General features: G+C 64.1%; 11 protein-coding genes. 3 read left to right on the top strand and 8 right to left on the bottom strand.

Annotation, left to right across the window (positions count from 1 at the left end; all coding sequences use genetic code 11):
• Positions 1 to 37: 37 nt before the first annotated feature.
• From ACLMAJ_RS20560 to ctaD, 5 genes are all read right to left on the bottom strand, one after another.
• Positions 38 to 874, bottom strand: coding sequence for an ABC transporter ATP-binding protein (locus ACLMAJ_RS20560; protein WP_412015372.1), 837 nt, complete (start codon positions 872 to 874; stop codon positions 38 to 40).
• A gap of 479 nt (positions 875 to 1,353) precedes the next feature.
• The gene (locus ACLMAJ_RS20555) at positions 1,354 to 2,142 is read right to left on the bottom strand and encodes a peptidyl-tRNA hydrolase (RefSeq protein ID WP_412015371.1); all 789 of its coding nucleotides are present in this window, start codon (positions 2,140 to 2,142) and stop codon (positions 1,354 to 1,356) included.
• Complete coding sequence (locus tag ACLMAJ_RS20550) at positions 2,142 to 2,585, bottom strand: protease inhibitor I42 family protein (RefSeq protein WP_412015370.1); 444 nt, start codon at positions 2,583 to 2,585, stop codon at positions 2,142 to 2,144. Before ACLMAJ_RS20550 ends, ACLMAJ_RS20555 begins: the two co-directional genes overlap by 1 nt.
• Before the next feature lie 126 nt (positions 2,586 to 2,711).
• On the bottom strand, positions 2,712 to 3,935 hold the full coding sequence (gene serB, locus ACLMAJ_RS20545) for a phosphoserine phosphatase SerB (protein ID WP_412015369.1): 1,224 nt from the start codon (positions 3,933 to 3,935) through the stop codon (positions 2,712 to 2,714).
• 191 nt (positions 3,936 to 4,126) lie between these two features.
• Positions 4,127 to 5,869 (bottom strand): aa3-type cytochrome oxidase subunit I, encoded by a 1,743-nt coding sequence (gene ctaD, locus ACLMAJ_RS20540; protein WP_412015368.1) that lies wholly within the window; start codon positions 5,867 to 5,869, stop codon positions 4,127 to 4,129.
• Positions 5,870 to 6,102: 233 nt separating this feature from the next.
• Between ctaD and ACLMAJ_RS20535 the strand changes: the two genes are divergently transcribed.
• Both ACLMAJ_RS20535 and ACLMAJ_RS20530 read left to right on the top strand, forming a co-directional pair.
• Positions 6,103 to 7,185, top strand: coding sequence for an ABC transporter substrate-binding protein (locus tag ACLMAJ_RS20535; RefSeq protein WP_412015367.1), 1,083 nt, complete (start codon positions 6,103 to 6,105; stop codon positions 7,183 to 7,185).
• 106 nt (positions 7,186 to 7,291) lie between these two features.
• On the top strand, positions 7,292 to 8,227 hold the full coding sequence (locus ACLMAJ_RS20530) for a dioxygenase family protein (RefSeq protein ID WP_412015366.1): 936 nt from the start codon (positions 7,292 to 7,294) through the stop codon (positions 8,225 to 8,227).
• A gap of 71 nt (positions 8,228 to 8,298) precedes the next feature.
• Here the strand turns inward: ACLMAJ_RS20530 and ACLMAJ_RS20525 are convergent, their stop codons facing one another.
• Positions 8,299 to 8,697, bottom strand: coding sequence for a DUF7144 family membrane protein (locus ACLMAJ_RS20525; RefSeq protein ID WP_412015365.1), 399 nt, complete (start codon positions 8,695 to 8,697; stop codon positions 8,299 to 8,301).
• Between the two features lie 253 nt (positions 8,698 to 8,950).
• Here ACLMAJ_RS20525 and nrdF point away from each other — a divergent pair, with 253 nt between their 5' ends.
• Positions 8,951 to 9,913 (top strand): class 1b ribonucleoside-diphosphate reductase subunit beta, encoded by a 963-nt coding sequence (gene nrdF, locus ACLMAJ_RS20520; protein WP_412015364.1) that lies wholly within the window; start codon positions 8,951 to 8,953, stop codon positions 9,911 to 9,913.
• 130 nt (positions 9,914 to 10,043) lie between these two features.
• Here the strand turns inward: nrdF and ACLMAJ_RS20515 are convergent, their stop codons facing one another.
• Both ACLMAJ_RS20515 and ACLMAJ_RS20510 read right to left on the bottom strand, forming a co-directional pair.
• Complete coding sequence (locus tag ACLMAJ_RS20515; protein ID WP_412015363.1) at positions 10,044 to 11,117, bottom strand: fatty acid desaturase; 1,074 nt, start codon at positions 11,115 to 11,117, stop codon at positions 10,044 to 10,046.
• Between the two features lie 269 nt (positions 11,118 to 11,386).
• Positions 11,387 to 12,634: a fatty acid desaturase family protein gene (locus ACLMAJ_RS20510; protein ID WP_412015362.1), complete on the bottom strand. Its 1,248-nt coding sequence runs from the start codon at positions 12,632 to 12,634 to the stop codon at positions 11,387 to 11,389.
• Positions 12,635 to 12,638 lie beyond the last annotated feature (4 nt).

Genomic DNA, 12,638 nt, shown 5'->3' with positions numbered 1-12,638 from the left:
ACGGGTGCTCGGTACCGGGGCCGCTCGGCTCCTCGGGTTACGACCGCGAGCGGTGCCGACCCAAGCGGCGGGAGCGGCGGGCGAAGTATCGGCCGTCGACGCGGTCGAGGGCGATGGATTGGCTGAAGGCCGCACTCAGATTGTCGGAGGTCAGCACGTCCGGTAGCAGGCCTTGGGCGACCACCGCGCCCTCGTTGAGCAGCAGGCCGTGTGTGAAGCCCGGTGGGATCTCCTCTACGTGGTGGGTGACCAGCACCATGGCGGGTGCGTCAGGGTCTGCGGCCAGATCGCCGAGCCGTTCCACCAGTTCCTCGCGGCCACCGAGATCGAGGCCGGCGGCGGGCTCGTCGAGCAGCAACAGTTCCGGGTCGGTCATCAATGCGCGTGCGATGAGGACTCGCTTGCGTTCACCTTCGGAGAGGGTGCCGTAGGTGCGATCGGAAAGATGTTCGGCACCGAGGCTTTCCAGCATGTCGATGGCGCGGTCGGTATCGAGGTCGTCGTAGCGCTCACGCCAGCGACCGAGCACGGCATAGCCCGCGGACACCACCAGGTCGCTGACCTTCTCGTCGCGCGGAATGCGGCTTGCCACCGCGGCCGAGGACAGACCGATCCGCGGGCGTAGCTCGCTGACGTTGGTTTTGCCGATCACCTCACCGAGCAGGTTGGCGATCCCCGAGGTCGGGTGTACTTCGGCAGCGGCCATTCTGAGCAGGGAGGTCTTGCCTGCGCCGTTGGGGCCGAGCACGACCCAACGTTCATCTAGCTCGACCTGCCAAGTGACCGGACCGACGAGGGTGTGGCCCGAACGTCGGATGGTGACGTCGGTGAAATCAATGAGCAGATCGGGATCCGGTTGCGGCACGGGCTCCATCTTGGACCAAATGTGCCGCGCTTGTACGACCGACCCATGGCGCGCTCGCCGACCTGGCGATCTTGCGCCGGCGCGCGACCGAGAGTTCGACCACCGGACGGGCAGCGACCTTGGAACTATCGAGCGGCGTGGACTTCGCGGAGCGGAACAGCCGCGCGAAAATCAGAGCCAGCGGGATGGAGCAGACTACCCAAACGGCGAGAATCACCAACAGCGTTGTCATCATGCGGTCCTCCGGCGAGTCGCGTGCGGGCAGTCCTGTTCTCCCTGGCAATACCCAGATTTGCGCGGTGTGAATCCCATTCTGCCGAAGAGGGGATCGACAACGCACCGAAAACCGTTGCGTCACGGACCACAGCAATCCATGAGCAATCCAGGTCCCGGTGTTCGCTCGGCCACTGGGCAATCCCACTGTCGTCCGGGCTTCGGACGACGTCAATACCGTCGAAAGTACATACCGTCCAGCCCCCGGGACAGGTTCATTTCGATCCCGGCACCGCGATCACCGTCATAGAACCCGGCGCGACCTCGGTAAATCCAGCATCGCGGACAGCCACGGCGGTGCCAAGAGTCACCCGAGCGACCAGCTCCACCCATCGATCCTTGTCAGCTTCCCTTACCGCGCACCCGAACCCGCGCTGTGACCATCGATAGGCCTGGTCCTCGGGCAACGCACCCGCAAGCAGCATGCTGGCATGCCCGACCTGCGCGGCGGCCTTGCCAAGGGTCATGCCGAGCGCCGAATTCACCCACAGCACAGGCAGTTCGGGATCGGCAGGGCCCGGATCGTCGTGCTCGAGGTCGGTGCCACCGATCTGTAGACGCTTGATCCTCGAATCCACCGCCCCCACCGGGCCCGGCACCAGAGCTCGCGCCTGCGCGCCGTCCACTTCGACGGTCACCCCGGGCACCTCGTTCGCGGCGAGCCACTGCGCGCCGCGTGCCCGGCGGGCCACCTTGCGGATCCGCGAGCGTTTCCACCCGAGATACTGTTGCTCCCATTCCCCGCCGGGCCCGACCCGCTCGTCGAGGCACACCGCCACGCTCGCCGCCGCGGCCGCCTCGAGCAGCGCGCTGCGGCACGGCGGATCTGCCTTCGGAATATGCAGCACCATCTGCATCGCCTGCACCATGGCTGGATCGTCGGGATCGCCCGAACCACCGTAGCCCCGAGCGAGTTCCGCGTGCCTTGCGTGGAATCCCGCCGCACCGGTGTCTATTTCGCTGCCGTCCCGGACGTCGGCACCGCACTCCGGGAAACCCGTCATCACTCCACCTTGATCGTCAATGAAAACTTCTGCGCCGGTTCGATGCCCTGCTCCCACGCCCGCGCGTAACCGAGCGTCAAATGCGCAGTGCCTTGGGCATCTCCGACGAAGGTCCATACCGCGGTTCCGCCCGAACCCGGTGTGGCCGTGGCGTTCGGATCGGGGCGATAGTCCGGCTGCCCGTCTTGCCGGAGAACATTCTGGTCGAGTTCCCCCAGCCCCCAGGTGTAGCCGGTGGACGGGTTCGCGGGCAGTAAGACGACGAGTTTCTTGCCGCGCGCCAGCGTCCGGTCCTGGCCGTTGTCCACATCGGTCACCGTGATTGCCCCCTGCGCCACATCGGAGGTCGGTCGAGTCGAGGACCTATCGTCCGCGTCGGCATCGTTCTTACCGCACGCGACGAGTGTCAATCCGAGCACCAGCACCAACAGGGACTTCCGCACCGCAGCCTCCGATCGACGAGTGATCAACTCCCGCGAGCCTACCGATACGAACCGTCTCTCCCTGTCCACCGACACCCGTGCTCGCGCTTGGCTATGAGAGGACAGCGGCCCCGGTCGAGGCGCTGCTCACCTGCCGATGAGAGGCACTCGGCGCACGCCGCCATCGCGGGCGTCGGCCGCCTCCACCTCGTCGCGGGTGACGCCGAGAATGAACAACACCGCGTCGAGATAGGGGTGCGAGAGCGCCGCGTCCGCGACCTCGCGCAGCGCGGGCTTGGCATTGAAGGCGACGCCGAGACCTGCCGCATTGAGCATGTCGATGTCGTTGGCACCGTCGCCGACCGCCACCGTCTGCGACATCGGCACGCCTGCCTCCGCGGCGAATTTACGCAGCGCGGTCGCCTTGAAGGCCCGATCGACGATCTCACCGACCACTCGGCCTGTCAGCTTGCCATCCTTGATCTCCAAGGTGTTGGCCTGCACGAAGTCCAGTTCCAGCTCGTGGGCGAGCGGTTCGATCACCTGACGGAAGCCACCGGACACCACGCCGCAGCGGTAACCGATCCTGCGCAGCGTCCTGATGGTGGTGCGCGCGCCCGGTGTCAGCTCGATCCGATCGGCGACCTCCTCGATCACCGATTCGTCGAGGCCCTTCAGCGTTGCGACCCGCTGCCGCAGCGATTCACCGAAGTCGATCTCGCCGCGCATCGCGGCCTCGGTGACCTTACGGACTTCTTCCTCGACCCCGGCATGCGCGGCGAGCATCTCGATCACCTCACCCTGGATGAGGGTCGAGTCGACATCGAACACGATGAGCCGCTTGGCGCGTCGCGCAAGGCCGGCCCGCTCCACCGCGACGTCGACCTGTTCGGCGACCGCGACCTCGGCCAAGGCCGTGCGCAACCGCTTGTCGGCGTCGGCGTCGGTGTCGGTCGCGGTGACGAGCAGTTCCATGCCGGTCACCGGGTAGTCGGCTATGCCGCGGATAGTGTCGATATTCGCGCCGAGCGTCGCCAGCTGCCGCGAGACCGAGCTGAAGGCGCGCGCGGTCACCGGGCTGCCGAGAATCACCACCGCGTGCGTGGACATCGGCTGCCTGCCGACGACGGCATCGACCTCCACATCGACCTGCATGCCGACGGTGTTCATCGCCTCTTCGAGCTCGTCCTGCAAAGCCTCCGGGTCGTGCGGGCAGGTAACGAGCACCCCGAGGGTGAGTCTGCCCCGTATCACGACCTGCTCCACGTCCAGCAGGCTGACCTGGTGCCGCGACATCGCGGCGAGCAGCACGGACGTCACACCCGGCCGGTCTGGTCCGGTGACGGTGACGAGGACTGTGGTGTCGGCCAACTGATGTGCTCCAAGTTCGAGTGTTTGCCGTCGCTGTGCTGGACCTCGATGTCTGCGCGCTGACCGCATTGTCGCTTGCTGAGTGCCTCGCCGCTGGTGCGGGCGCTCTCCACAAACGAGTGTGCACCCGCTGTCACCAGCAGGTGCACACTCGAGAATGCTACTTCGTTGCTACCTCGTCGTTGCGGCGGCTAGTTCTTCGCCAGCGCGCCTTCGTGTACCTCGGTCGCGTGCTTGCCCGAGCCCCAGCCGACGTGCGCCTCGGCGCGCATCCGATCGACCATGTGCGGGTAGTGCAGCTCGAACGCGGGACGCTCCGACCGGATACGCGGCAGTTCGTAGAAGTTGTGCCGCGGCGGCGGGCAAGTAGTCGCCCATTCCAAGGAGTTGCCGTAGCCCCACGGATCGTCCACGGTGACGACCTCGCCGTAGCGGAAGCTCTTGAAGACGTTCCAGACGAACGGCAGCATCGAGGCTCCGAGGATGAACGCGCCGATGGTGGAGATGGTGTTCAGGGTGGTGAAGCCGTCGCTCGGCAGATAGTCGGCGTAACGACGCGGCATGCCCTCAGCGCCCAGCCAGTGCTGCACCAGGAAGGTGGTGTGGAAACCGACGAACGTGGTCCAGAAGTGCCACTTGCCCAGGCGCTCGTCCATCATGCGGCCGGTGATCTTCGGGAACCAGAAGTAGATGCCCGCGAAGGTGGCGAACACGATGGTGCCGAAGAGCACGTAGTGGAAGTGCGCGACGACGAAGTACGAGTCGGTGACGTGGAAGTCCAGCGGCGGGCTGGCCAGGATGACGCCCGAAAGGCCACCGAAGAGGAAGGTCACCAGGAAGCCGATCGACCACAGCATCGGTGTCTCGAACGTCAGCTGACCGCGCCACATGGTGCCGATCCAGTTGAAGAACTTCACACCGGTCGGGACCGCGATCAGGAAGGTCATGAACGAGAAGTACGGCAGCAGCACAGCACCGGTCGCGTACATGTGGTGCGCCCACACCGCGATCGACAGCGCGGCGATACCCAGCGTCGCGTAGACCAGCGTGGTGTAACCGAAGATCGGCTTACGCGAGAACACCGGGAAGATCTCCGACACAATGCCGAAGAACGGCAGCGCGATGATGTACACCTCGGGATGACCGAAGAACCAGAACAGGTGCTGGTAGAGCAGGATGCCGCCGCTGGCCGGGTCGTAGATGTGGCCGCCGAGGTGACGGTCGTAGGCGAGACCGAACAGCGCCGCGGTGAGCAGCGGGAAGGCAAGCAGCACAAGAACGCTGGTGACGGCGATATTCCAGGTGAAGATCGGCATCCGGAACATGGTCATGCCGGGCGCGCGCAGGCAGACGACGGTGGTCAGCATGTTGACGCCACCGAGGATGGTGCCGAGGCCGGAGACGGCGAGACCGAGGATCCACAGGTCGGCGCCGACGCCGGGCGAGTGCAGGATGTCGGTCAGCGGCACGTATGCCGTCCAACCGAAGTCGGCCGCGCCACCCGGGGTGATGAAGCCCGCGGTCGCCATGGTGCCGCCGAAGAGGTACAGCCAGTAGCTGAACGCGTTCAGTCGCGGGAAGGCGACGTCGGGGGCGCCGATCTGCAGCGGCAGCACGACGTTGGCGAAGCCGAACACGATCGCGGTCGCGTAGAAGAGCAGCATGATGGTGCCGTGCATGGTGAACAGCTGGTTGAACTGCTCCGGCGACAGGAACTGCAGGCCGGGACGCGCCAGCTCGCCACGCATCATCAGCGCCATCAGACCGCCGATAAGGAAGAAGCTCGTCGCGGTCACCAGGTACATGGTGCCGAGGACCTTGGGGTCGGTGGTGGTGACCATCTTGTAGAGGTACGAGCCCTTCGGCCCGGTCCGCGCCGGATACGGCCGAGTCGCTTCCAACTGAGGGACTGGCTTTGGCTCTACGGCAGTCACTGATCCTCCTGAAAGGTGCCTTTAGGTCGCTCGGCAGGCTCCGCTTCATGCGTCGACCCCACTGCGGAGACAGACGACGGTTAGCTTGCGCTCAACGAATCGTAAACCTTGCGGCCCCAGCGATCCGCACGGGTCCTACTCTCTGTCGTATTTCGTTGATTCACCTTCCCGGTGTGCGCGGTCTCGTGGTGGCCTCGCACCGCGCCGTCGCCGACGCATGTACCCTCACCCGCATGCCGGTGAGCGCCCCTGTTCGCACCCGAAACCCCTTGGACTCGACCCGATACCGCACCCTCGGCCGTCGCAGTGCGGCGATCGCCGCGCTGTGCGCCGTCGTTCTCGTAACAGGATGCGGCGGCAAGACCGACGACGCGAGTTCGATCGTGCGCACCACGACGAACATCGCGGGCGCGGGCGTCGTCGGGCTCGAGCGCGACACCACCATGGCCTGCGCACTGCCGAGCGCGCCGGACGTGGCGAGCGGTACACCTGCGGTCACCCACGCCGCGGGCGTCTCCGAGGTGCCCGCCGATCCCCAGCGCATCGTGGTGCTGTCCACCTCGGCACTGGACGCGGCGTGCGCACTCGGTCTGTGGGAGCGCGTCGTCGGTGCGACCACGGACGAAGGACCGGCACCGCACCCGGCATACCTCGGCTACGGCGTCAACAAGATCCCCGGTGTCGGTAGGTCCGCCCAACCCGATCTGGCCAAGATCGCCGAGTTGCGCCCGGACGTGATCATCGGCGATCTGTCGTCCGGCACAGCCGGTTTCGATGCGTTGCAGGCAATCGCGCCGACCGTACTGGCTGGCACCACGAGCGGGTGGCAAGCCGAATTCGCCGGGCTCGCGGCGGGCCTCGGCCGCCAAAACGCCGCGGCCACAGCGCTGGAGAACTACCGAACCACGGCGGTCGAGGCCGGTAATTCGGTCGCCGCCAACCAGACTCAGGCCTCGGTCGTCCGATTCACCGCAGACCAGGAACAGATCCAGGGCGACAACAGCTTCGCGGGCGGTGTCCTCGCCGATGCTGGCGTGCAGCGCCCCGCCGTCCAGCGCGGCCCCTCCTTCGACCTCGCCGCCGCCGACCTCGACAAGGTCGAGGGCGACCTGATCTACGTGATCTTCGTGGGCGATGCGGGCAAGAAACACGGTGAAACCGTGCTGCGCGGCGACGAATGGAAAGATCTCGGAGCGGCCACCGACCACCGCGTCTTCGCGGTCGAGGACTCCGTCTGGCACGGCAGCGGCCTGACCGCGGCCCGCGCGATGCTGACCGATATCCGCGGCACGCTCAACGGTTTCGTCAGCGACTGAGCTCGACTCCACTCACAGCTGGTTCCCAGCAGGAACCCACACTCCACCTAGCACCCCTCCATAACGTCGCACGTGACAGAAGTTCGCGACGACGGAAGGACACGCAGTGAGCGCACATCACGCGCGCCGCGGCGACGGTGCGGTGCACGAGCACGACCTCGGGCTTGCGCACGATATGAGGGTGCTGTCGCGACGCACAGCGCTGAGCTTCCTCGGAATCGCGGGAGCGGCGACGGTCGCGGCGGGGTGCGCGGCGACGACCACCCGCACGACTGCGACCAGCACGACATCCACGGCCGCCACGACGGCGGGGACACCGGCCGCGATTCCCCAGGAGACGGCGGGCCCCTATCCAGGCGATGGATCCAACGGACCCAATGTGCTCATCGAGTCCGGCGTGGTGCGCCGCGATATCACCGGCAGCTTCGGGTCGTATTCCGGTGTCGCCGAGGGTGTTCCGATGAAGCTCGAGTTGACGCTGCAAGATCTAGCACAGAGCGCGGCGGGTGCCGGCATGGCCGTGTATCTGTGGCATTGCGACCGCGACGGCAAGTACTCGTTGTACAGCGACGGTGTCACCACTCAGAACTATCTGCGCGGCGTTCAAGTGGCGGACGCCGACGGCAAGGTCAGCTTCGAGTCCGTCTTCCCCGGCTGCTATTCCGGCCGGTGGACGCATATTCACTTCGAGGTATACGACTCGCTCGCGGTGGCCGTCGCGGGTGACAACGCCCGCCTCACCTCGCAGATCGCCCTCCCCCAGGACGCGTGCTCGGCGGTGTACGCCTACGACTCCGGCTATGGGAAGAGCATTCCGAATCTCGCCGACACCTCGCTGGCCTCGGACAATGTTTTCGGTGACGGCTGGGATGCGGAGCTGGCCACCGTTTCCGGCACGCCCGCCTCCGGTATGTCGGTCGCACTCACCATCGGCGTCGCCGAGAAGTCAGAAAATACCCAGTCCGGCACCGGCTTGGGTGCGCCACCCGGCGGACCCGGCGGACCCGGCGGACCCGGCGGACCACCGCCCGGCGGCAGATGAATCGATGATTCGGCCCCTGGGTCCCGTATGCGACGGGGCCCAGGGGCCGGAGAATTCCGCGACGCCCCGCGTTATTCGCGGCCGAGCTGACGCGCCAGCGCCCAGATCACCAGAATGTCGATGGCGATGAGCACCAACGCCCAGAACGGGTAGATGGGCGCGAACAGGAAGTTATCCAGGATACTGATCGACGCCATCACGATGCCTGCCAGATAGCCCCAGGTTTTCCCTGTGACGATGCCGAGGCCCGCGATCACGATCAGCACCGCGATGACGAGGTGGATCCATCCCCACGTCGAGACGTCGACAAGGAAGACCTGATCCTCGGTCACCACGAAGATGTCGCGGCCCGCGATGGCGGCTACGGCGCTCAGCAGGTGCAGGACACCGGCAATCAAGATCAGGACGCCCGCGAAGATCGTCATGTCGTTGAGCGCGGGTCGGGTCGGGGTCGAGACGGGACTGGTCATAACACACACTCCTTGTCGAAACGCGTGGTAATCAACACCTCAAACTAACCCGTGCCGCGCCCGAATCGGCGTACCACAGCGGCGGTTCATGCGGCGAGACCGGCGCGGTTGCGTCGAATTCCTGGATGTGGTGTGTCGCGCGCCGATGCGACACAAGGTGTTGTGTTGCGCAGACTTGTCACCCACAAGTAGTAGTGTTCTGGTTACAAGGGTTTCGTGACGGCCGCGTGCTCCAGAAGGGTGTGGAAGCAGGATGAAACTGATCGATCGGGTGTCGGCGATCAACTGGAATCGGGTGCCCGACGAGAAGGATGCCGAGGTCTGGGATCGCCTGACCGGCAACTTCTGGCTGCCGGAAAAGGTGCCGGTGTCCAACGACATTCCGTCGTGGAACACCCTCACCGCCGATGAGAAGCAATTGACCATGCGCGTGTTCACCGGCCTCACGCTGCTGGACACGATTCAGGGCACCGTCGGCGCGGTGAGCCTGATTCCGGACGCACTGACCCCGCACGAGGAAGCGGTGTATACCAACATCGCGTTCATGGAGTCGGTGCACGCCAAGAGCTACAGCTCCATCTTCTCCACGCTGTGCTCCACCCGCGACATCGATGACGCGTTCCGCTGGTCGGAGGAGAACCGCAACCTCCAGCGCAAGGCCGAGATCGTGCTGGGGTACTACAACGGCGACGATCCACTCAAGCGCAAGGTCGCCTCCACGCTGCTGGAGAGCTTCCTGTTCTATTCCGGCTTCTACCTGCCGATGTACTGGTCCTCGCGGGCCAAGCTCACCAACACCGCCGATCTGATCCGACTGATCATCCGCGACGAGGCCGTGCACGGCTATTACATCGGCTACAAGTACCAGAAGGGCCTCGAGCTGGTCAGCCAGGCCGAGCGCGACGAGCTGAAGAACTACACCTTCGAGCTGCTCTTCGAGCTCTACGACAATGAGGTCGATTACACCCAGGACCTCTACGACGAGGTCGGCCTCACCGAGGACGTCAAGAAGTTCCTGCGCTACAACGCCAACAAGGCCCTGATGAACCTCGGCTACGAAGGCCTGTTCCCCAAGGACGAGACCGACGTGAACCCCGCCATCCTGTCGGCCCTTTCGCCGAATGCCGACGAGAACCACGACTTCTTCTCCGGCTCGGGTTCCAGCTACGTCATCGGCAAGGCCGTCAACACCGAAGACACCGACTGGGAGTTCTGAGGCAGCTCTACCACGAAGTCCGGCCCGGCCGGCCGCCCGAGCCGGACTTCGTATATGTCGTAATCGCGATCGGCGAAAATTGTTCGTGCGCAAACGTTTTCGTCACGGAAGGGTCGTGGACGGTGGGGAGTCATCGAGTGTTTCTTTGGTCGATGAGCTCGATACTGGTAAATGCACCGAGCCGCGCGCTGGTCTTGCCCTCCGAAACTTGACGCACAATATCTCGATATTGCCAGAAAACGGTTCTGGACCGCGGTGCGGTGTCCTCGATAGCGCGAGCGTAAATAGGGTCGCGCAATAGAATTTCATGCAGCTTCGGCAGATTCCAGTACGGCACCCTCGGCGAGAGATGGTGATCCAGGTGGTATCCCTCGTTGTGCATGCCGAATAAATGGTAGGAGACCGGCCCCAACACGCGATGGCGGGTGGTCTGTACCTCGATGTTGTTATTTCCGACGAGGGGGAAATGTTCCAGCAACCCGATGTACCAGTCGACCAGCGGGAAAACAAACAGCATCGGGATGATCCAATAAAGCAGGAACTGGGTTCCGTAACCGGCTGTCCAGCACAGTAGACCCAGTGTTACCACGTAGCACACGAGCGCCAGCCCACGGCGGACCTCGTCCCGGGTTCCAAAGAGTTGTGCGACTACCAACTGCTTCACGACAGCCCATGTCTGCCGCCCCAGTAGCGGCATCACCAGGTAATGCCATACAAACTTCGCGCCGGATTGCGGCTTGTACAAGCCGGCGGTGATATGTGCCCGAAAGTCCGGATCTGCGCGCACATCGCCGAAACTGCCGTGATGATCTCGCATATGACTGCGCCGGAACGCGTCGAAGGGTTGCAGGACCACGTAACCCGAGAACCATGTTCCCAGAAATCTATTGATGCCCTCGTGCTTGGCCAGCGTCCCGTGCGCGGCCTCATGAACCAGTGTCACGAGCGCACGCTGCCTGGTTGCGATGACAGTTGACGCCGCGGTGAGATAAACGAGCCACCATATCCACCCCGATAGCTGCTCGCAAATGATTACAACGGCAGCGATGACCGCCCAGTCGCCGATCAACGCCAACAGTCCGTGCCAATTGTCGAGCTTCCGCAGTCCTTTGATGTCGTTTTCGATTTCGGGGTCGAACCTGTAGCGAGGTACTCGACCAGGAAGCGGAGCGGCACCGTCGCTTTGCTGTTCCTCGATCAACATTGCATCCTTGCTGCGGCTTCCTGCCGCGGATAACCGGCCCCGTTGTCGGCTCGAATCCGATGTCCGGGTCGCGTAGCACCTCCGGCCCCGTTGGGCCCGCTCGCCCTCGATCATCGTGGCGTGCTTGCCTTTTCGAGATTAGTCCTACACTCTACCCGCGAGCGCCGACTCCACAACCAGCTTCGTCATCCGCGCCGACAACCCGCCCTCGCCGAGCGGGATAGCCGACGAGAACCACGACTTCTTCTCCGGCTCGGGTTCCAGCTACGTCAGGCGGGGTGGATCGCACCGGCCTTGACCTTGGCGAGTGCCGTGCGAAGGCCACGGCGCTTGCCGGTGACGGGGGTGGCCGGTAGCCGATCCGATGTCGCATACTGGCTCGGTACGCCGATGAATTGGAGTTCGGATCTGGTCTCAGGCGCGTCGTCGACGGTGCGATGCAACAACCCATCGGGCAACGCAAGTTTGTGGACCGTCCGCAATGCCTGCAAAAATTGCTTGGCCAGCGAACCACTGGTGTAGGGCAGGTCGTATTCGTCACACACCGCACGGACCCGCACCGCGATCTCGGCATAGCGGTTACTCGGCAGGTCGGGAAACAGATGATGCTCGATTTGATAGCTGAGATTTCCTGACATGAACGCCAGGACCCGCCCTGCCTCGAAGTTGGCGGTGCCGAGTAGTTGCCGGAGATACCACTCACCACGGGTTTCGTTGTCGAACTCCTCGATAGTGAACTTCTCCGCACCGTCGGGGAAGTGCCCGCACATGATGACGATGAACGACCACAGGTTCCGCAGCAGCAGCGCGGCGGCATTGGCACCGAGCGTCTGTTTGAACGCTCGACCTGTCAGCGCCGGGTAGAGGACGAAGTCTTTGCCGAGTTGACGGGCGATCTTTCGCGCGAACTCCTTGTTCGGCTTCGATGACAACCGCTGGCTCGACGTGTGTGTGAACCGGCGTTCCAGTCCCCAGTCGTGCACCGAGATCGCCCACTCGAAGAATGCCGCGACAACAAGGCTCGACACCGGCTGGAACAGGTGAATCGGACGCCACGGTTCGTCACGCGTCATTCGCATGACGACGAAGCTCAGATCCTCGTCCATGCCGAAGACATTGGTGTACGTGTGATGGAAGTGGTTGTGCGACCGCTTCCAATGCGCCGACGAACCGACGAAATCCCATTCCCACGACGTGGAATGAATTTCCGGATCGTTCATCCAATCCCACTGCCCGTGGCTGATGTTGTGTCCGAGCTCCATCATTTCGATGATCTTCGCGAGAGCCAACATGGCCGTGCCCGCCAGCCATGCCGGTCGCTTTCGACTCGCGAACAACGTCGCGCGTCCGCCCAACTCCAGCATCCGCTGCGCCCTGATCACACGCAGAATGTAATTGGCATCGCGTTCACCTCGTGACAATTCGATGTCTCGACGAATCGCGTCCAGTTTCTTGCACAGGGCATCGATATCTGCGTCGTTCAGATGGGAAAACGTCTTTATGTCCGTGATCGCCACGGGG

It is taken from the genome of Nocardia arseniciresistens, from assembly GCF_046764875.1.
Classification (GTDB): Bacteria; Actinomycetota; Actinomycetes; order Mycobacteriales; family Mycobacteriaceae; genus Nocardia; species Nocardia arseniciresistens.
The sequence above is the reverse complement of the archived record's forward strand: the minus strand, read 5'-3'. Positions and strand labels throughout refer to the sequence as shown.